This window comes from Glaciimonas sp. OK215 (assembly GCF_057787885.1).
In genome coordinates this window covers 3,986,660-4,007,543 of the sequence record NZ_CM173544.1, presented here as the reverse complement: position 1 = coordinate 4,007,543, position 20,884 = coordinate 3,986,660, and the positions used below count along the sequence as shown (strand labels likewise).

The following is a 20,884-nucleotide window of genomic DNA, read 5'->3' as shown; positions in this document are numbered from 1 at the left end:
CGCTTTACGGCTGAATCAGGTAGTCGCCATCGACGCTACTGCCGTAGTCGTTCAGGAATTTGAATTTCACGCGCAGGTTTCGATCCGCAAGGCGGCCGGCGTCCTTGATGCGATAACTCGTCTCGGATCGCGGCGCAACCATGTCCGGCGCAAAGGCGACTTCCCGCCCGGCACTGACGACACTGGCTTTGTCCAGGGTAATGTAATAACCCGAAGGGTTGTTGACGGTTACGCGCCAATCGGGACCGGCCTGGTCGACGCTGAAGCGCAACTGCTGCGATGCTTGCCCGACGCTGCCGGCGATACTCTCGGGCCGATAGAACAACTTGACCCGATTGCGCAGCATCACCACAAACTGGTTCTGGCCGGCATGTGCCGCCTGCATGGGCGGAATCTGTAAGGTATTGAGGTAGAACACCGATTCGCGATCCTGCGGCAAATTCTGACCGGTGAATACAAGACGCAAGGTTTGCCCGGCTTTCGGTTCCATGCGGAACAGTGGAGGCGTGACCACGAATGGCGCATCTGCGGTATCTGGGGTGGAGGCGGGATTATTGATATCGACCCAAGCCTGGACGACATTCGGCACGTCATCCTGGTTGGTCAACTGAACGCTGTGCTCCTGTGCCTTGCCTGGAAAGATGACACGGGTACCGGTGATGACGACGCTGGCGGAGGCTGGCGCCGTCTGGACGATGCAAGCAAACCCGAGCAGACACACCGACAGCATTTTTCTAACTAACCCAGACATACATTTCCTTTCTTCGAACAAGCCACGCGGCCAGATTCCAACGATAGCTTCGCCTGGCCTGTCGGCTCCCGGCGCGCTATGCGCGTCGGGAGTAAAACGGCAATTACTTGTAAGCAATCGCGTACTGCACGGCACCGACCACGGTACCTGCCTTCGCTACACCTTCTGCGAAGTAACGCACGCCAAATTTATATTCCGCACTGGTGGCATCCTTCTTGAGCTCCAGACCCGGAGCGTTATAGCCAGCGGCGGTCAGCTTGAATGGTGCGGCCTCTTTCGCAGGATCCAGCAACTGGAGGCTGACGTTCTCTGCGGTACCGGTGTTGGAGAGGTTGCCGTTAGGAGTGATGCTGTTGCTGCCGACAAACTTTGTATCTATGGCTGTGTCGGCGGTTGGGGCCGTGCAACCCGACAGACCAACGGTGAATTCGGTCAGACCTGCAGTCTTGCCTGCCTCAGACAGATCCGCGACCTTCGCTGTCGGCAGCAGCACGCTTGCGCCATTTACATTGCCGTTGACGCCAACCGCACAGGTTTGAGCATTCACTTCACCCTGGAAGGTAATGGTGTTGTTTGCGAAGGCGACGAATGGAGCGATGGCAAATGCTGCGCCGATGATGGTTTTTTTCATGGGTTTTCTATTCCTGTAAATTGGTTTTGAGAAAGTGAACAGTTCATCTGCGGGAAGCATCGATCGCGCTATTCGAACCGCCTCGATAGATGAAACCCTCATTTGTTACTGCAGGTTCCATTCTAGAAAGTACGGCCTAATGTTGATGTAGGAAAAACCTGAGAAGCTGTGTCGCTTTATCTGATAAAACACGAAGAATCTCGGCATCTTCTCTAATTGAATGAAATTGATTGTTAATAACGTTAAATTTGGCGTTGCGTGCTCATGGCCCGCCGGGGAATGGAGCTTGTCACCAAGATAGTTGCTTGGCGTAATCGGAGAAAACCGCAGTTTTTTTGAGAGGGTCGGTACGCAAAAAACCCCACTGCCAGCAGGATCGGCTTGGCAGTGGGGGTGTCTGGTTAGTGCTGATGTGGGTAGCCGTGCATGTTTTATCGCTGGCAAAATTTCCCTGCCGGGTCAATACATTCTGTCTAGCCGTTAGAAATAGCGCACATTGAATTGCGCGAGCCCGGAGAACTCCACCTCCTGGGTGGCAGTAATCTTGTTGGCGGTATTCAATTGCGGTTCGACGTCAAAGCTGAACGTAAACATACTGGCCGATGCGGGAGCGTTGGCAGTTGCGTCCCACACCGTCCAGTCTTCATCCTTCGGTATCGCCCAGCCTATATCCGCCTTGCCAAAAGCCGTGGCGGTGTGATCGGCGCTGCCGATATAACCCAGGTACTTGTTCTGCGGCGTGCCGTCGAAGGACGATCCTGTGCTGATCATCGTGAAATTACCCAGCTTTTGTCCTGTAACAGGATCCAAGCCGAGACCGAAGATACGACGCGCATCGCCGTGGTTGCCCGCGTTATTGGCGGATGGGGTGTTAGGCCCTGTCAGGGCGCTGGATGCATTCGGATCGACCGCCCAGAAGGCCGACCTGATCTTGGTGCCGGCCGGGCATTGCACCTGCAATGTAATCGGCTTCCTGGGCAAGGTCGTCATTTGCGTGGTGCTTAGGTCAGCCCAGGAAACAGAACCCCAGGTCATGCCCGCGCCGCTGACGGAAGCCTTGCAACCCGGCGGTTTGGTTTTGCCGTTAACGCTGACATCAATCGTCTGCGCCTGGACGTTGAAGGACAACGCCATCGCAGAAAAAAATAGGACTTTGGAAAGCCGCATGTTGTTACACCTTAATTTATGAATTTATTGTATGAACCATCGGTTCGTTGATTGCCGCAGATTGCCGTTCGTCGATCTCGCGACTCGGGAAAAGAGCGGAGCTGGCGGGTTTGAGGGAGCGCTATTTATCCATTGTTCGCCCCCTTCGTTTCGGATTCGGACGTCGATTTTTCCTGCGGGCTTGCCAAGCCGTCCGTTGCAACGGGAAGCTGCAGGTCATCGAGCATGTAGTTGTAGCCCGATATGCCGGAAAACTGCACTTCCATGTCGGCGGTTTTCTGAAAGTTTTCCGGCAATGGCCCGCAATTTTTCGAGCCGGGGAGCGAATAAGCTTGCGGCAATACGACCGTGCTGCGCATGGGCAGCAACGACACGTTGTTGACGTAGCGAATAACCATTTTTGTATCGTTGGCGACACATAATCTGTTTTCCTCGGTAAACCATCTCAGATATTTCCATCTGTGCTCAACCGCGGCCTGATTCATGGGCCGGATGACGATGGGCAGGTCCTGACCGATCAGAAAACGCACGCGTCCTGCAAGCTGGTCTTCCTTGGGAGGAATGCCAGTGAAAACGACCCGCGCCATGTGCTCCTGCGTCAGCTTTTTGTTGCTGCGAAACAAGATGCGCACAATTTGCGTTTCTCCCGGCTGCACCAGCACCGCCGCCGGTACCGGAATGAGCGCGCCGTCGATCTCGTCGTCTTTCAGGCGCATGACTTTTGCGTACAGCAATACGGGCCTGGCAGCGGTGTTCTTGAGTCCTATCGTGCCCTCCTTGTCCGCTTCATCGATCATCACCGCGGACGTGTCCGGCAAGATCGCAGCCGCCGCCAGGTTGTGCGCAAGGAGCAGGGCGGCGAGCGCCGAGGTTTTAAATGCTTTCATGGCCGCCTCCACACAAAACCTGGATGTCGATCAGGTCGGATTTTTTCGATGCGCGCAGCTGCTTGTCTGCGCCAAGTGCGCAACTTGCGCCGGCCGGGTTGGCCGGGTTAGCTATATGTGCGTTACTTGTCGTCAGGCGCTGCAGGCTTTCCTCATTCACCATCAGAATGTTTTCGTCAACCGTGTAAGCGATCAATTCCCCCTTGTCAGTGAATACTTTCGACCCCATGGGAAAAGCGACCCCGCCGGTTAGCAGTCGTATCAGGTAGACCCGATCCTGGTCGGACGCGTAATGGACGCTGGCGACGGCGCCGCGCCTCACAGTGAGCTCCTGGCGCGGGTTCTTCAGGTAAGCCCCGTCGGGCAGCGTTTTGGTGACGATGTCGATCACATTGCTGCGCGCTTCGAACAACTGCGGCGCGACTGCCAGACCGTCGTAATTCGTCGTGACGCGGCTGGTTGGCGTATCGACGTCGACATAACCCTTTACGCCAGAGTCGATCATCGCAAACGTCTCCTGAATCTGTGCCGACGAGAATGCGAACCTGTTGTCTGCCGCCACCAGCGCGCCCGCCGCATTGGCCGCAAAATTCCTGCTGCCGCCATCGATGCCGGCGTACCAGCCGGTATGCGCGTAGGGCGTACGCCAGAATGCTTGTGCGTGTTGCGTGCTATTGCGCGTCGTGCCAGGCGTATCGTCGGCACCGACGCCTATCGACAGCTTGTCGGTCACGGTCTGATCCACGCTCGTGCCAATCCGGGTAGCGCCACCGTAGCGCCTGACGTAGGAAGATGAGGTCCCGGACCTGCCGCGCAATTTAAAGGGAATGCGCAATGTCACCGATGCGGACCAGGCGCCGTTGCGTTGCGTATTTTGCGAATTGCGGCCTTTTTCCCAACCGTATCCGAGATTGCCGCTGAGCGTAAAACGGTCGGCAGCGTAGGTCGAGGAAAGCGCCAGGCTGTTGCCGGACGGCTGGTTATAGTAAACGCTCCTGAATACCGAGAACGCAGCGCTCATCCGCTTGGCAACCGGCATACCGGCGCCTGCGCCGATGCTGTAATGCGGGGGCAGTACGGAGGACGCATCGGAAAGCGATGATTGCTGCCGGCTTTGCGTCAAGTCGCGGTATTGGCGGCTTTGCCAGGTCAGCGACAAATACGGACTGGCGCTGATCAGTTGGGTGGACAGGTTCACAGCGGCCTTGACGCCAGGAGCGCGGTTATTTCCGCTGCGCGCGGCAATCACGTTGAGATCGCCGCGCGTGTCATGGGAGAACAAGTCCAGCCCCAGGCCGGCCCCCACACCCAGGTAGTTTTGCGCAACCATGCCGCCCACCACGGGCCGCATGGTTCCCCCCAAGGGAAGCTTGTATTGCGCACCGAATACCGCGCCGCGGTTAGCATCGAGTTTGCCAGCGAACAGCGAAAAGCTGCTCGCCATATTCTTGCTGCCGGTGAAGGCGGCGCGCGGGATCGTGAAACGCTGCTCGCCGCCGTCTGCCTCGCGTATGGCCACTTCGGCGTCAGCATAGGCGGTATGCAAAGGCACGGCCGCGAATCGGAAAGCCCCGGCAGGCACGGGTCGGCTGAAAATGATGCGGCCCTGTTGCAACACTTCCACCTGCGCATACCCGGTCGCGCTGCCGCTGACATCTACCGTGGTGTCGCCGCCGGGCATCCCGCCATCGTCGCTGAGTGTCAAACCAACCACCTGCCCCGCGCCGAACATGCCATTACCGACCGGGATGTAGCCCGCCCTGGTCCGGTATTTGTTCGCGATGTCGGTTTCGACATAGGCGTTGTTGACGCTTTGGCGGCTGAATCCCGGTCCGCTGGATGGGCGGTATCTGAAATACGAAAAATCGGAGCGCAAGATAATGTTCCGGATATTCGCGCCGGCGGTCATCATCGTGCTGAGCGATGCCGCGCTGGTGTCGCGCGACTCGCCATAATTGCTGCTGATGTTGTAGTTCAGGAATGCGCCCAATCCGCCAGTCTGGAGATTCGCGTATTCGGCATCCCTGATGAAATAATAGTCCGGCGCGGCAACATACAGCGCCGTTTCGCGCGGCGCGTAGCGGCTCTTGAATTGCGAAACGGCATTGAAGGCTACACATTTGTTTTCAGGACGCATGGTCATCAGCTCCGGATTGATCTTGAAGATTTTTAACAGGGCGGCGTCGAAACATGGTTCGCCATCGTCGCCAAAATGAATACTCAGCACGCCCGTGTACTTTCCGTTTACATAGACGCCGACATCTTGTTTGCCATGCGGCCTGGCGTGTTGCGCGACGATGTCGTCGACCTGTTCTTGTCCGAGCCCCAGCGACCTGAGCAGATTGTCGTCAAAACGCAAGGCATTGATTTCGCCCGCCATACTCGAACTCCACAGCGCACAGAGCACGACACCCGCCGCCAATGATTTCACGCGCACATGAGCGCTATTCTTTTTATCCTCATTTCTCACACTCAAAATATTCCGTTTGATCTATTCAATAATTAGTCGCGGCACCCGCTCCGTCGTTCACCTGTCCCGATCCTGTCGTTCGTTACCGCAGGCTGCATTCTAAAAATCGCCAACGCATGTGGATGTAGGAAAAACCCGAAAAACCGCGGCGCTTTCTCCGAGTAAACTGCGCATGTGTAAATTCACGCAAGCTCACAATCCCGCAAGTTTGGGCGTGGTAGGATTGCCTTTCCACTAGGGAGGTAGCCATGTGGCAGCACATCGATTACAAAGGCTTCGAAATTCACGTTTATCCATTTCCCAAGCACAGTCCGTCGTTCCCGGGAATATCGTATTGGTACACCGGATACGTTTGCAGACCGAGCTCTGAAATCCATGTGGGTGGACAACAGGTGTTTTTCTCTCAGCCGCTGGCAGCCTTTGTCAACGAAGACGCGGCTCTGGATGTTGGCTACGAGGAAGGGAAATCGATTGTTGATCGCATTCATCCCACGCGTTCCGTTGACGATTTGAAATAGCAGCTTCCCGCCGCGCCGTTTTGAAGTCAAAAACCACCGAAACACCTGGACAGAATTGTCATGTCATATCCGTTGACTACAATGGAATGACGGGAGGCGATCATGCACGCAAAAGTAGATTGGACGCAGGCACCGGAGGGGGCCAGGTGGTGGTCAATGGATGCCAATGGCCATGCCCATTGGCATATGCCGCCCAATGTGATTGCGGGAACGGACTTTTGGTTTGCGGATGAAATACCGGCCCCACGCTTTGGTTTTGCCGGCGACTGGCACCACAGCCTGGTAGAGCGGCCGCCAGCGTAGGTGCGGCGTATTCTATTCAGGCGAATGGAATAGACAAATTGCCATGTCAAATCAGTTGGCTACAATGAAGTGATGAGGTGATCACTATGCAGCCAAACATTGATTGGAAGCATGCGCCAAAGACGGCGCAATGGTGGGCAATGAATGCCAACGGGGAGGCGAACTGGTTCCTTGCCCCAAGCATCATGAGCTTTACCGATTTCTGGTTCGCTGAACAGCGACCCGCACCGTCGTTCCACTATACAGGCGACTGGCGTGAGAGCCTGGCAGAGCGCCCGCCAGGGTAGAAAGGGAGAGCGCGTCCAGATGGGCGGGCTGTTAAACAAGCCCGTTGCGGAGGGGGGGAAAAGGCCTGACGGCATAGAAATTGAACACACACACAATTTCTATGCCAACGGGCCTTGATTATTTCTTTTGCAATGTCAAAAAAATTACTATTATGAAAACGCCGGATGTGATTTTTTTACAGCGTTTCAGAAGCACGTGTCGGTATTTCCCGATGTCAACATGGTGAATTATCGAAGTCAAATAACAAGGGGAGAAGGAAATGAAGAGGTTTATAAAAGTCTTTTCCTGCCTGGCATTGGTTTCATTCATCGCAACGGGCTGCGCCGTCAATCGCGCCACAGCGATGGTTGATCCATCGGTTAATCTCGGCGCCCTGAAAACGATGCACGTGGCTAAATTTATCGACGATCAGCAAGGCGTAGATACCCTGATCGCAGACAAGCTTCGTGCTTTAGGCTACACGGTCACAACCGATCCGGAAAAGTCTGCCGGCGCAGATGCCAAGGTCACCTATCAATACGAAAACGCAAGGGACATCACCGCCTATATGCTTGAGCTAAGCGTCGTCATCCGTGACGTCAAAAGTGACTTTCCCTTGGCTAGCGGCAACTCTTACCACACATCCCTGACAAGAAAAAATCCGCATGAAATGGTGGATGAGGTTATCGACAATATTTTCAAAAAGGGGAAATGAAATGAAATCAATATTTCAGAGCCTGCTTTTTCTTTTCCTCGGTTTGTCGGCCCTGGTTCTGGCAGGGTGTTCTGCAACACCGGCAACACCCGAAGCCATGTCCGTTCAAGGTATGCCGCTACAAGCAAAACAACCGCATAGTGTCACTGTCATGACCTATGGCGGCGCAGAAACGAAGTCCTCGGATAGCACGAATATCTCGGACGCCGACCTGCAGGCGGCGATTGAAAATTCAATTGTTCAATCCAACCTGTTTAACAGGATTATCCAGGGAGGAGGCGGGGAATACATATTGACAGTGACGATAACGCAGATCAGAAAACCTACCGTTGCAACAGGCTATACCGCTGATCTGGAAACCGCATGGTCGCTTGTCAAGGCATCCGATAAAAGCATTGCATTAAGGAAAGTCGTCATTTCATCCTATTCCGTCTCGCCGAGCGATGCCTCTTCCGGCCGAACCAAGTTACGCCGGGCGGTGGAGGGCGCGGCAAGAAACAATATAGCCCAAGGGCTAAAAGTCATTTCCAATCTTGACCTTGACCCACAAAAATACACGGATTTGGGTTCGGGGAAAGTGCTTGGCTTCACCGACAAGCAGCAGGCTTCCTATCAAATCTTTCTGACCAAACCTTTGCCGCGCGCTTTTGCAATTTCAAAAAATGGTGCCGACGGGTATGCCTGGGGAAATAGTTCAGACGATAAAAGCGTGTTTTCCGATCCCCAAAAAAGAGCGCTTGACGTTTGCCAAAAATATGCCGGGCAGGAATGTCGTCTATATATGGTTGATGATCAGGTTGTTTATCGTTAATAAACGGCAATCGGATCTAATACTGTTCAGTGAAAAAATTCCAATGAACCGTTCGGGCTGAGCAGACGCGCAGCGTCGTGTCGAAGACGCACAGACGTATCCCCTGACGGACTACTCAGCAAGAACATTTTCTTAACTGAATAGCATCGGCCATTGGCTCCGCCTTGTTGTGTACCAAACCCACACGTAATCTGGCGAATTCAACAACTGAGCCAACTACTTTTTTAGGATTGTTGTTAGAATGCAAGCAGCCACAACAATCAACTCCCCACTTACCATTCCTCCTATTACTAAAGAAAGGATATTCTTATGAAGAAGATTCTAGTTATTGCAACTATTTTCAGCCTGTTTTCCGCCGAGGCATATGCTCAGGCCGGCGCAGCTGCTGCTGGTACAACTGGCGGAACCGGGACGACGACCGGTGCCGCTGCTGCTGGCACTGAAGCTGGCGCTGGAACCGCAGCTGGTGCTGGAACTGCAGCTGGCACTGGAACCGCTGCAGGCGCTGGAACTGCAGCAGGTGCTGGAACTGCAGCAGGTGCTGGAACCGCAGTTGGTGCTGGAACTGCAGCTGGAGCCGGAACCGCAGTTGGCGCCGGAACTGCAGTTGGCGCCGGAACTGCAGTTGGCGCCGGAACTGCAGTTGGCGCTGGAACTGCAGTTGGAGCCGGAGCTGCAGCTGGGGTCGGCGCCGGAGTTGGCGCTGGCGCGGCCGTGGCCGGCGGCGCTGCCATCGGTGCAGGTGCGGCAGCCACCGCAGCCGGCCTGAGTATCGGGACATCGATCGCGATCGGCGCCGGTGTTGCAGGTTTAGCGGCTGCTGTCGGTAGCTCTGGCAATTCCCACGCGACCACGACCCATCATTGATTTTCGCCGGGAACGCCCTTAGGCGTTCCCGCATTTTCTCTCCCGGTACAAACCGGCGTTATCCCGTTATTTCTCTGCTTTTGCAGCCGTTTCTGCCTACGTCCGATAGGCTCGGCACGCGCTTCCTTATACCAACTAATCCATCGTTTTTTTGCTTGCCTCACGCTGACCGGATCAAGTCGCCTTAACTTCCATCGCCTTAAGCTGTTGTTTGCAAACGCCATTTCTCGCACGAGTCCTAATTATTTGGCAAGGCCCAAGATTATTTCAGTAAAGGAATGTTAAAATTTGCGCGATATTGAATTAATGAAACGGTTGTCTCTGCACCTTGCATTACTCTCGCCCAGATATAGAGGGTAAACGCCTCATCTTTTCAGTTCAAAACTACTGTCTACGCAGGGCTTCAAGCGATTGCCAGCCATCTCCATAATTTGGTTTGGGTAAGTGTTGTAAAATGCGCATCTCTATAAATTCGTTTGTCAACATTAGCGTACTAAATTTGGATGTAAACCGGGTTCTGTGGTGGACATGTATTCCTAGTGCTTGTGCAACAGAACAAGCCTTAACAGGCTTGCATTATCAGGTTAGATAACTTCATGCATTTTTTGTCGAAAACCCATCTCAAAAGGTGGGGGATAGTTGGATTGATTCCCTTGTTGGCCGCATGCGCGTTCGCTCCCGGCATGCGTATGGAAAACAAATATGCGTCTGCGCCGGCCGATTCCGGTGTGACGCCAGTCCTCAAGCCCATCACACCGCAATTGTTGCAGGCTGAAAAAGCCATACGCGAACAACAAGCCAGCCAGGACATCAGCCAACTGGTCGCGAGTCCGACGCCGTATCTGATCGGCAGCGGCGATATCCTTTCCATCGTGGTATGGGACCATCCTGAGCTCTCTACTCCTGCGATGGCTGGGGCGACGACAATCACCGCACCCGGCACCGATGCTGGTGCCACTGGTGCCACCACCACCCCGGGCTTTGTGATCGATCAGGATGGACTGGTGCAATTTCCGTATGTAGGATCGCTCAAACTTGCCGGCCTGACTGAGGCGCAAGCACGCAACCTGCTTACTGGCAGGCTGGCGCGCTACATCAAAAAACCGGACCTCACGCTGCGTGTGCAGGCTTACCGCAGCAAGCGTATTTATATCGATGGTGAAGTCAAAACGCCGGGTATCCAGACCATCAACGACCTCCCGATGACATTGCCGGAGGCGCTTAGCCGCGCAGGCGGTTTCCTGCCGACCGGTGACCAAAGCCAGGTAGACGTCAGCCGCGCAGGCATAACTTACCGGGTGAATCTTCCACAACTGCTACAAAAAGGCATCAATCCATCCAGCATCCTGCTGGCAAACGGCGATGCCGTCCGCGTGATTGCGCGGGAGGAAAGCAAGGTCTTCGTACTGGGCGAAGTAACGCGCCCGACAACATTGATGCTGCGTAACGGCAGGCTGACGCTCAATGAGGCACTAGGGGATGCCGGCGGCCTCAACCAGCTTAGCGCCGAAGGGCGGCAGGTCTATGTTGTGCGCAATGCTGCAGACATGAATCCGATCGTGTATAACCTCGACGCCCGCTCGCCGGTAGCCATGGCTTTGGCAGAAAATTTTGAGCTCAAGGCCAAGGACGTGGTCTATGTCGATGCCTCCGGGCTCGCCAATTGGGCGCGCGTCGTCAACCTGATTGTGCCGAGTGCGCTATCGCTGACGAGCGCGGTGCAGGCCTCAAAATGATTAGCAATATTCTGGTCATCTGCATCGGCAACATCTGTCGCAGCCCTATCGCGGAGGGCTTGCTGAAGCGTGCCTTGCCTGAAAAAACGGTACGTTCAGCCGGCATCGGCGCAATGATCGGTTATCCGGCCGACCCATTTTCGATCCAGATCATGCAAGAGCAGGGCATAGACATCGGCGGACACCGCGCGCAGAGCCTGATGACCTGGATGGTCAGTGAAGCCGATATCATCCTGGTCATGGATCTGGAGCAAAAGCGCTTTCTCGAACAAAAATATGCCACCTCCAAAGGCAAAGTGTTCCGGCTTGGCGAATTCGGCAAATACGACATCCCCGACCCGTATCGACAAGACCTGGCCGTATTCCGTCAGACCTACAGCCTGATTGCCCAAGGCGTTGACGCGCTGGTCGAGCGCATCGTAAACATCAACTAAAAGAGTCGTTCAAATAATCGATGAATCAACCCATTCAGCAATTAGTCCCAATCAATATCCCAGACGACGATGAAACCGACCTGGCAACCTATCTCGACGTCCTTTTTGACAATCGCTGGCTGATCGTCAGCATTGCGCTCGTGATCGCGCTGCTCGGTACCGCCTATGCGTTTATCGCCAAACCGGTCTACGAAGCGAATATTCTGATCCAGGTAGAAGACAGCCCAAATTCGTCAAAGAACATATTGGGCGACATGTCTTCGATGTTCGACGTTAAGACGGCCGCTACATCCGAAATGGAAATCCTCCGTTCGCGCATGGTGGTATCCCGTGCGGTCGACAACCTACGGCTCTACACAACTGTGCGACCCAAATATTTCCCCTTCATTGGCGCATGGTTGGCCGGTCGTAACAAACAACTTTCGGCACCGGGGCTGTTCGGCTACGGTGGTTATGTGTGGGGCGCCGAACAAATTGATGTTTCCACCTTCAATGTGCCCCAATCGTTGCAGGGGCATGATTTTGTGCTCACGGTTGAGGCGAATGGCCAGTTCAGGCTAAGCGAAAGCAAACAAGATATTGAGTTGAAGGGTAACGTAGGGTCTACGCTCACAGCAGAGGAAGAAGGCGGCAACATTGAGTTGCGGGTAGATCGCCTCTCTGCCAAACCCGGTGCGCAATTCCTGTTGAGCAGCACCTCCCGATTGACGACGATCGAAAAATTGCAGAATTCCATGGCAATTGCGGAAAAAGGCAAGCAATCCGGCATCATCGGCATCACGCTGGAAGGCACCGACCCCAAATTAACCAGCAGCATCCTCAACGAAATCGGCCGGGAATACGTGCGCCAGAACGTAGAGCGCAAATCGGAAGAGGCTGAAAAATCCCTTACCTTCCTCGACAGGCAATTGCCGGACCTGAAGCGCCAACTGGAGCAGTCCGAGACCAAGTTCAACCAGTTTCGCAACACGAGCGGCACCATCGATTTGGGTGAAGAAGCCAAAATGCTGTTACAGCAATCCGTGGCCGCCCAAAGCAAACTGATCGAGCTGAAACAAAAAAGAGAAGAGTTGCTGATCCGCTTCACCAGCGACCACCCGGCCGTGGTAGGGATCGACAGCCAGATGAAGGAGATCAAGGGCGAAATGCAGGCAATTACCGCGCAGATCAAAAATCTGCCTTTAGTTGAACAAGATGTGCTGCGCCTCACCCGCGACGTCAAGGTCAGTACCGATTTGTACACTGCGTTGTTAAACAGTGCGCAGCAATTGCGCCTGGTCAAAGCCGGCAAAGTAGGCAATTCGCGGCTGGTCGATGCGGCCATGGTGCCTGAACAGCCGATCAAGCCCAAGCGGCTACTCGTGATCGCTATGGCGGTGTTGATCGGGCTGTTTCTTGGTGTAATGAGTGCATTTATCAAAAAATCGCTGTTTGGCGGGATCGGCGACGCCCACGAGATCGAACAAATGCTGGGGCTGACCGTCTATGCCAACATCCCACACAGCAAGAAGCAGGAAGCCTTGTATCGACAGGTGCTTGCCAAGTCGCCACAAATGTCCGTGCTGGCACAAACCGACCCGACCGATACAGCGATCGAAAGCTTGCGCAGCTTCCGCACATCACTGCAATTTTCGATGCTGGATGCCAAAAACAATGTCGTATTGATCACAGGTCCCACACCAGGCCTGGGGAAATCATTTGTCTCGGTAAATTTTGCCGCAGTGCTGGCAGCAGCCGGCAAAAAAGTCCTGCTGATTGATGCCGATTTGCGTAAAGGTTACCTCCACCAATACTTTGGATTCAGTCGGGAAAACGGACTGTCCGAACTTGTTGCAGGAACCTGCGGCATGGAAAAAGCCCTGCACAAGGGAGTGGTCGAAAATGTCGACTTTATCGCTACCGGCAGCTTCCCGCCAAACCCGTCGGAATTGTTGTTGCATGAAAATATCGGCCGCCTGCTGAAGTCCTTATCCGGCAGCTATGACTACGTCCTGATAGACACGCCACCCGTTCTGGCGGTGTCGGACACGCTCATTCTTGGCCCCTACGCCGGTGCGATCTTCTTTATTGCGCGCGCCGGTCAAAGTACGATAGGCGACATCAAGGAGTCGATCAAGCGCTGCAGCCATACCGGTATCCCGGTCAAAGGTGTCATCTTCAACGACATCAAGCGCCGGCCAGGCAGCTACGGGTACGGTTATAAATATGGCAAATATCGTTATACCCAATATAAATATTGAAATAAGACTGAGGAAAATAGTTGTCGTTTGTTTGGGGGAGGGTAAGAATGAAAAGAGTAAAGAAGAAACAAAATATTTTTCATATGTCACGCCGCGCACGCCGTTCTGTTTTTCTTTGCGGTCTCTTGATAGCGTTCGGTGTGACGGGCGTTTTTATTTTGACGCAATCATAAATACCCACCTTGATGCCGAAATGGTGAGCTTGCAATTTCGGCATTTGTCTGCCTCCTCGGAGCGAGACTGTTGTACGCGGCGAAGGTGAAGACCGTTTGCGCCTTGACCTTCTTGTCCAACCCGATAAGTCGCGGCTTGCGCAGTCCGCTGACAGTCTAAGCCGATCATAAATTGCCACCTGAGGTTTTGCTTTCTACATGCAAAACTTCATTTAGGCACCATATCGTATCCAATACCACAGGATTCCTACCCATTCATGAAGGGCGTACTGAGCGTGGTAAAGACCTTCGCGGCTCGGAAAAAAATCAACCAGGGTGAGCCTATCGCGGCTGAAGAACACTATCGGTGCCGCTACTACCTCAATACCGTTTTGTACAAATATTGCCTGAGAGCGTGGCATATGCATCGCATGTGTAACGAGAATGATGCGATGCACGCCCGCGTTCTTTAGGATACGCGCGGAAAATTGCGCGTTTTCTGCCGTATTGAGTGAATCCTCTTCAAGCCATTGAACGGGGGTCGAGAAATCCTTGAGAAAAATCTGCGCCATAACAGCCGCTTCGGAATGAATCGGGTCATCTGTTCGACCGCCCGTTACCAGCAGCGGCAACCCCATTTCGCGATGCAGCCTAGCGGTATATCTTATTCGGGCAAGAGTTCTGTCTCCACCCAATACCACGATCGCTTGTGCCCCCGTATCGAGTATTGAGGGAAGGGGAGCGGTACGATTTTCAAGGGGGATCACAAACAATTGAGCGCCTGCCTCAGTGCATAATAAAGCCGCTAAAATGAGCGCACTCACGCTCAATGACAGCCACAGATATGGTCGGAACAAAGTCAAATCAGCGATGAATTTCAGCATTAATTTTAGCGGCGGAAGCAGCAATCCCATTATTTTAATGTCATTATTTATTTTCTTTTTGTTAAACCAGTCTTCGAACCCACAATCGTACTAATCACATCCAGATATTTTTGAATCACGACATTTTCGTCGAATTCAGATTCAACTTTTCGCCTTCCAGCCTCACCCATTGTTAAACGCTTTTCGGGAGAAAACCTGATCATCTGCATCATTTTTTCTGCGAGGTCGCCAGCGTCTCTTACCTGACACAGCATTCCATTGATGCCATCATCGACAACATCTCGGCAACCGACAGTATCGGTCGTAATGATGGGACGTGCCATAGCAGCCGCCTCCAGAAGCGAACGTGGAACGCCTTCGCGGTAAGACGGCAAAACGACGCAATCTGCTTCGGTCAAATAAGGGCGGACGTCATCGGTCTTGCCAAAATAGTGCACCAGACCTTCCTCCTCCCAAGCTTTTATATCTTCAATTGCAATGGCATTGGAGTTTGCTGCATCCACAAAACCCAGGAGTTGAAATTGGGTTTCGGGAAAACGTTGACGAACCATCCTGGCGGCCTCGACAAATTCGCGAACACCTTTATCTTTCAGCATTCTCGCAACCAGCAAAAACCGAAAAGAGCGATCAAGCAAAGGTGAAGTCGGTACTGGCTGATAACGCGTCAAATCTATTCCTGAACCGGGAAGCCGATCAGCAATCTCAGGGCGAACCAAACCTGTTGTTGTAAATAGATGGTGATCATCCGAATTTTGGAAAAAAACACAATGAGATCGGTATAGCGCAAATTTATATAGGCCCCGTACGATGCGCGTCAGGAAATTATCGTTGATAAATGTAGCGCCCAGGCCGGCAATATTATTGATGACAGGAATGCCGAGCACTTGCGCCGCCATCGAACCGTATACGTTAGGCTTGACGGTATAACCGAGATAAACCGATGGCCGCTCAGATCGGAGCAAGAGCAAATAGCGCATTAACAAAAGCAAGTCACGACCAGGATGGGTGCCATTATTATCCATGGGCAAGCTAATGAAACGGCATCCAAAATCCTTGAGACGGTGCGAGTATTCATCGTCAGGTGTTACTGCAATAACCTGGTAACCCTGAGCAACGAACGCCTTGATCAACCCGGAACGAAAATTATAGATATTCCATGCTGTATTAATTGAAATGATAATTTTAGGATTCATTATCAGAATGACGGATGCCCCTGTGTAATATCGAATGACTAATGTTTAGAGAATAAAAATTATTGATTTTCCAGCCACGCCTGAAACATCAGCACATCCCATAGGGAATTTTGCCAATTGCGTTGACCCGACAGATGCTCCTTCCATTTTTGCCTGATTGGCGCCGGTTGAAAAAAACCTTCATTGCGCAGTCGTGATTCATCAAGCAACGATTCGGCCCAATCCCGCAACGGACCACGCAGCCAACTGGCAATCGGCACGCCAAAGCCCATCTTGGGTCGCTCGATCAACGCTTGCGGTACATGTCGATACAGCACCTGCCGCAATGCCCACTTGGTTTGCCCATCGCGCAGCTTCATCGATTGGGGCAAGCGCCAGGCAAATTCGACCACCCGGTGATCCAGAAAAGGCACCCGAGTTTCCAGCGAAACGGCCATTGCTGCTCGGTCCACCTTGACCAGAATGTCATCCGGCAAATATGTGAGCATATCCAGAGCCATCATCCGCTGGATTGCATCGAGCCCATCAAGAACAGGTGCAGCGCCTGTCAGCAGGGTGGATGGCTCATGCCCACCGATCACCACCGAGGCCGGGTCAAGCCAATGCGACATAAAGCCGAGATACAAGCTATCGAACGACTTACTTGCCAATACATCTGCCCCCTTGTACAGCTTGTCTCCGACATTGGAAAACTGCGCAGATCGAGGCGTAAAGCCTTCTGCCAAAGCTGCCAGCCCGTTCCATGTCTGCGTTGAAACGCTGCGTAGACCCTTCGCCGCCAGTTTGCGCAAAGGTAGCGGCATAAAATCCAGCTTGCGCCACAGATTTGCAGTCATCTGGTAACGTTTGTACCCGCAAAACAGCTCATCGCCCGCATCGCCGGACAGCGACACCGTTACATGTTGCCGGGCAAGTTGGGATACCAGAAAAGTCGGAATCTGTGAGGAATCTGAAAACGGCTCGTCATACAAGGTGGGCAAACGCGGGATGACTGCCATCGCCTGCTCTGGAGTGACATATAGCTCGGTATGGTCCGTACCCAAATGCTTTGCCACGGCCTTGGCATATTCCGCCTCGTTGTAGTTGGCCTCGTGGAAACCGATGGTGAAGGTTTTTACCGGACGTGAAGACTGTGTCTGCATCAACGCCACTACCGTGGAAGAGTCCACGCCACCGGATAAGAACGCCCCCAGTGGCACGTCCGCCATCATCTGCTGACGCACGGCATCCTTGAGCAAAGCCTCCAGTTCGTCCACAGCCTGGACAGCACTACCGACAAAAGGACTGGCCACGCCAGACTCAGCCGTTTGTGCCCCGGACCAATAGGCCCGCACCTTCGGCTCACGCTGCTGCGTTGACACCGATAGCAGGTTGCCCGAGGGCAATTTGGCAATACCTTTGTAAATCGAATACGGCGCTGGAATGTAGTTGTGACGTAACTGTAGGCTCAACGCGCCGCGATTGATGTTGTTTTCAAAGGCCGGATGTGCCCGCAAGGCCTTCAGTTCGGAGCCGAACAAAAACACCGCATCATTGCCCTGTCCCTGCCAGCCGTAATACAGCGGCTTTTCACCGATACGGTCGCGTGCCAGCGTCAGTGTGTGCGTTTGCTTGTCCCACACCGCAAAGGCAAACATGCCGATCGCGCGCTCCACCGTGTCCTGAATACCCCATGCATCGAAGCCGGCAAGCAGCGTTTCGGTATCGGAATGGCCGCGCCATGCAGGTGCTTGCGCCGCACTTTCCAATGCCTGCCTAAGTACCATGTGATTATAAATTTCGCCATTAAAGGCAATCACATAGCGGCCGCTAGCAGACGGCATCGGTTGATGCCCGGCAGGCGACAGATCCACAATCGAAAGGCGCCGATGACCGAAGCCAATTCGATGATCCACATCCGACCAATAACCTGCATCATCCGGGCCACGATTGGCAATCGTATCAGCCATGCGCCGTAGCATGGCTTCATCACCCACTTGACCTTGACCATATAGAGGGGCTCCACCAAAAAATCCAACTAAACCGCACATGCTTTATGTCCTTTTTCGACGAAACTTACGAATAGTCCGCAATGCGGCAGACGTTACAAACCGACTTGCCATGGCAACTCCGGGGAATGGGCAGTGAATGGCTACCGCATCATCCATCGAGATGAATTGCTTCCGATGTGTCCTCACAAACTGCAAAATATCCCGTATCTGCGGCTGCGTCATATTGTTTACATGCAAACATATCGTGTACACACCAAATCCAAAATGTGTTGTTGACGCAAACAGTTGGGGCAGGGCAGTCAAGGTCCCCAGCTTGTAGGGATACACTCCAAACCCATCCGTCACATAGCGGAAATCAAGATCGGACAATGCCTGCAACGTAATGTCATCAAACGAATGAGCTGGTGCCATAAACACTGGTTGCCACACATCCTGTTGAACCAAAATATCTTTACCTGCCTTCAGCTTGGCATACTGATCTTCATAAGAGAGGCCAGCCATCTCTGACTTGTTGCTAGAACCCATGATTCCAGGATTTTTCGTAACGTATTGATGTGTGTAGCCATGCTGTGCAATCGTCCAGCCGCGATTACGCCACCCGCGAACCACCTCCCAAAAGTCAGCCTTCACAGGCTCTTTAGCAAGTTTAGAATCAAGACAATGCGGCACCACACCAACCAGCAGCGGAATATCCAGTTCATGCGCTAGCGCGTCAAAGGCAGCAAACTTCGACCAAGCCATTTCCGGTGCCACGTCGTCGAAGCGCAAAATGAATTTTGGAGGGATCATTTTTTTGTTATCTGTTGATAAATATGCTCAAAACGCTTAGTAGTACGCACCATGGTGAACTCCGCATGAATGCGTGCCTTTGCTTTCTGGCCCAACTGCTGCAGTGCTGCGGGCTGCATCCCTAGCAAGTGCATTAGACCTTGTGCAAGGGCGGCAGAATTTTCCTTGACAACTACTACGCCGGTATCGGCCACCAGCATGGCTGCATCCCCAACATCCGTCACTACGCACGGCAAGCCCATCGCCATAGCTTCGCCCACTGCATTTGGAAAGCCCTCTGTGCGCGAAGACAGGCAAAAAATATCCATCGTGGCCAGACATACCGGCACGTCAGACCGCTCACCCAACAATACAAAGTGTGCTGCATAACCAGTCTCGGCAATCCAGCCAGCCAGTTGCACATTACTGGAATCAAGGTCACGGCCCACCATTAAAAAGCGTACGTTGCTGTGCTGCTGTGCCACTAAGCCCGCGGCACGAACAAAATTTTCCTGATCCTTGACGGGATGAAAGCGCCCCATGCAGCCAATGACCACAATATCTTTAACAAAACCACATCGTGACCGCATCGATTCACGACACTCTTGTGTAGCGACCAAACGTATAACGTCAAACCCATTGGGCACCACTACCATGCGTGAAGCATCGTAACCGACCGCAATATGCGCTCGACGAGAGGCGTCGGCCGCACAAACTATGGTGTCGGGCACAACATGAGAAAGCCATGCGCACACCTTCCTGACCATCGCCGTAGCGCGTGAACCACCGGATTTAACTTCGGTAGTACGGACGCCCCAGATAATCTTGTTGTAGCCAGCCAAGCGCGCAGCCAAGCCACCCAACAAATCAGCGTGATACATCCAGGTTTGGATAACATCGGGCCGAGACAAACGAAAAAGCTTCACAAGCTGCCAAATCACACTGGGTATACCGAGCAGGGAGCGCATACCCAGGACATGAACTTCAATACCAAAGGCTTGCAATTGTTGCCCAACTTTGCCATCTGTGGTGAGCGAGACGACAGCATGGCAGTAATCGGGGTTATCTTTATGAGATTCAATTAGGCGTTTGAGCATCAATTCAGCGCCGCCGACACCCAGTCCAACGATAATGTGGAAAACTTTCACGATCGCATTCCACGCACAAAATTTTTAACGTTATTCAGTAATCGGAAACTGAATACTGCCAATTTTCCTTTTAGGGTTACACCCCGTACCAAGTTATATTCGAGAACTTCGCGTCCACCAAAGCCTTCCTTAAACTCATCAATTTGTTTAAGGGCGCTAGATTTACTGATGCCGCCTAGATCATATTCTTGATATCCTTCAACTTTGAAGTACTGAATCATCTGCCAGTGCAAAAATTTGTTGGCCCGACCTATCAGCTGGCGATCTGTGGTATCAGTCATTTCAATATTACTTGCGGAATACAACAAACGTGCTCGGCGACCGTCAGTAATATATGCATGGGCAGAACACCATATTTGGCTTTTACTTGAAGAGTATGATATGGCTAAAATTAACGCATCATTCTTAGTCAGCTCTATTAGTTTGGGGATATTTGCATCATCCAAATGTTTACTCTTTGCAAAGGTAGAGAAAAACTCTCCATAGCTATTGATATCACTCGCACTTGGCTGGTTAATGATTTTTGTACGAATTAAATCTTTCTCAGCTGCGCGACGAATTTCATAAGCGTAATTCTTTCGAATAGCTTTTAAGAGTATGGCTTCACTTAATTGTAAATCGATTATAGAAGTAAAAAATGGAGTGCTTGCATCATTTTTTTGCGATGCTTGAAGATACGATTGAATATCTTCACATGATTTTTCTAGCAATATTTTTTTTGAAAAAAATAATTCAAGAATAACCAAACCTTTTTGGTTGCGAAATATTTTTTTCATTATTGACGCATAACTGTGAGAAAACTTATCAAATATTCATTTTTTGTATAGGCGGTATAAATTTTTGTGCAGAACCTCTTTAATTTATTAAAGGCGAAAGACTGTTGTTGGCGAAATCTATATTTTTAAGCTGCCGGAGTGACGATGTATTTTTGGGTTGTTTTTGTACAAGGTA

General features: G+C 52.5%; 20 protein-coding genes. 9 read left to right on the top strand and 11 right to left on the bottom strand.

Annotated features, from left to right (window positions below; genetic code table 11):
• Positions 1-4 precede the first annotated feature (4 nt).
• From AC3CHX_RS18500 to AC3CHX_RS18480, 5 genes are all read right to left on the bottom strand, one after another.
• Entirely contained in the window at positions 5-751 is a 747-nt protein-coding gene (locus AC3CHX_RS18500; protein WP_488629491.1) for a fimbrial biogenesis chaperone, read from the bottom strand.
• A gap of 103 nt (positions 752-854) precedes the next feature.
• A complete protein-coding gene (locus AC3CHX_RS18495; RefSeq protein ID WP_488629490.1) occupies positions 855-1,382 on the bottom strand; it encodes a fimbrial protein in 528 nt (175 codons plus the stop codon).
• Positions 1,383-1,862: 480 nt separating this feature from the next.
• Positions 1,863-2,549, bottom strand: coding sequence for a DUF1120 domain-containing protein (locus AC3CHX_RS18490; RefSeq protein WP_488629489.1), 687 nt, complete (start codon positions 2,547-2,549; stop codon positions 1,863-1,865).
• 125 nt (positions 2,550-2,674) lie between these two features.
• Positions 2,675-3,436, bottom strand: a complete 762-nt coding sequence (locus AC3CHX_RS18485) for a fimbria/pilus periplasmic chaperone (protein ID WP_488629488.1) — start codon at positions 3,434-3,436, stop codon at positions 2,675-2,677.
• Positions 3,423-5,816 (bottom strand): fimbria/pilus outer membrane usher protein, encoded by a 2,394-nt coding sequence (locus AC3CHX_RS18480; protein WP_488629487.1) that lies wholly within the window; start codon positions 5,814-5,816, stop codon positions 3,423-3,425. The genes AC3CHX_RS18485 and AC3CHX_RS18480 overlap by 14 nt, the downstream gene beginning before the upstream one ends.
• Positions 5,817-6,154: 338 nt before the next feature.
• Here AC3CHX_RS18480 and AC3CHX_RS18475 point away from each other — a divergent pair, with 338 nt between their 5' ends.
• The 9 genes from AC3CHX_RS18475 to AC3CHX_RS18435 all read left to right on the top strand — a co-directional run bounded on the left by AC3CHX_RS18475 (position 6,155) and on the right by AC3CHX_RS18435 (position 13,797).
• Positions 6,155-6,424 (top strand): hypothetical protein, encoded by a 270-nt coding sequence (locus tag AC3CHX_RS18475; protein ID WP_488629486.1) that lies wholly within the window; start codon positions 6,155-6,157, stop codon positions 6,422-6,424.
• A gap of 102 nt (positions 6,425-6,526) precedes the next feature.
• Positions 6,527-6,727 (top strand): hypothetical protein, encoded by a 201-nt coding sequence (locus tag AC3CHX_RS18470; RefSeq protein ID WP_488629485.1) that lies wholly within the window; start codon positions 6,527-6,529, stop codon positions 6,725-6,727.
• Between the two features lie 86 nt (positions 6,728-6,813).
• Entirely contained in the window at positions 6,814-7,014 is a 201-nt protein-coding gene (locus AC3CHX_RS18465) for a hypothetical protein (protein ID WP_488629484.1), read from the top strand.
• A 260-nt stretch (positions 7,015-7,274) separates the two neighbouring features.
• Positions 7,275-7,709, top strand: a complete 435-nt coding sequence (locus tag AC3CHX_RS18460) for a hypothetical protein (protein ID WP_488629483.1) — start codon at positions 7,275-7,277, stop codon at positions 7,707-7,709.
• Between the two features lies 1 nt (position 7,710).
• Entirely contained in the window at positions 7,711-8,520 is an 810-nt protein-coding gene (locus AC3CHX_RS18455) for a hypothetical protein (protein WP_488629482.1), read from the top strand.
• Between the two features lie 364 nt (positions 8,521-8,884).
• Entirely contained in the window at positions 8,885-9,289 is a 405-nt protein-coding gene (locus AC3CHX_RS18450; RefSeq protein WP_488629481.1) for a hypothetical protein, read from the top strand.
• 787 nt (positions 9,290-10,076) lie between these two features.
• A complete protein-coding gene (locus tag AC3CHX_RS18445) occupies positions 10,077-11,123 on the top strand; it encodes a polysaccharide biosynthesis/export family protein (RefSeq protein ID WP_488629480.1) in 1,047 nt (348 codons plus the stop codon).
• Complete coding sequence (locus AC3CHX_RS18440; protein WP_488629479.1) at positions 11,120-11,557, top strand: low molecular weight protein-tyrosine-phosphatase; 438 nt, start codon at positions 11,120-11,122, stop codon at positions 11,555-11,557. The genes AC3CHX_RS18445 and AC3CHX_RS18440 overlap by 4 nt, the downstream gene beginning before the upstream one ends.
• Before the next feature lie 20 nt (positions 11,558-11,577).
• Positions 11,578-13,797, top strand: coding sequence for a polysaccharide biosynthesis tyrosine autokinase (locus AC3CHX_RS18435; RefSeq protein ID WP_488629478.1), 2,220 nt, complete (start codon positions 11,578-11,580; stop codon positions 13,795-13,797).
• A 385-nt stretch (positions 13,798-14,182) separates the two neighbouring features.
• Here the strand turns inward: AC3CHX_RS18435 and AC3CHX_RS18430 are convergent, their stop codons facing one another.
• The 6 genes from AC3CHX_RS18430 to AC3CHX_RS18405 are packed head-to-tail and all read right to left on the bottom strand — an operon-like array spanning position 14,183 to position 20,709.
• A complete protein-coding gene (locus AC3CHX_RS18430) occupies positions 14,183-14,863 on the bottom strand; it encodes a YdcF family protein (RefSeq protein WP_488629477.1) in 681 nt (226 codons plus the stop codon).
• 17 nt (positions 14,864-14,880) lie between these two features.
• The gene (locus tag AC3CHX_RS18425) at positions 14,881-16,026 is read right to left on the bottom strand and encodes a glycosyltransferase family 4 protein (protein WP_488629476.1); all 1,146 of its coding nucleotides are present in this window, start codon (positions 16,024-16,026) and stop codon (positions 14,881-14,883) included.
• A gap of 59 nt (positions 16,027-16,085) precedes the next feature.
• A complete protein-coding gene (gene asnB / locus AC3CHX_RS18420; RefSeq protein ID WP_488629475.1) occupies positions 16,086-18,056 on the bottom strand; it encodes an asparagine synthase (glutamine-hydrolyzing) in 1,971 nt (656 codons plus the stop codon).
• Positions 18,057-18,059: 3 nt separating this feature from the next.
• Positions 18,060-18,806, bottom strand: coding sequence for a DUF2334 domain-containing protein (locus AC3CHX_RS18415; protein WP_488629474.1), 747 nt, complete (start codon positions 18,804-18,806; stop codon positions 18,060-18,062).
• On the bottom strand, positions 18,803-19,933 hold the full coding sequence (locus AC3CHX_RS18410) for a glycosyltransferase family 4 protein (protein ID WP_488629473.1): 1,131 nt from the start codon (positions 19,931-19,933) through the stop codon (positions 18,803-18,805). Before AC3CHX_RS18410 ends, AC3CHX_RS18415 begins: the two co-directional genes overlap by 4 nt.
• Positions 19,930-20,709: a hypothetical protein gene (locus AC3CHX_RS18405; protein ID WP_488629472.1), complete on the bottom strand. Its 780-nt coding sequence runs from the start codon at positions 20,707-20,709 to the stop codon at positions 19,930-19,932. The genes AC3CHX_RS18410 and AC3CHX_RS18405 overlap by 4 nt, the downstream gene beginning before the upstream one ends.
• Between the last annotated feature and the right edge of the window lie 175 nt (positions 20,710-20,884).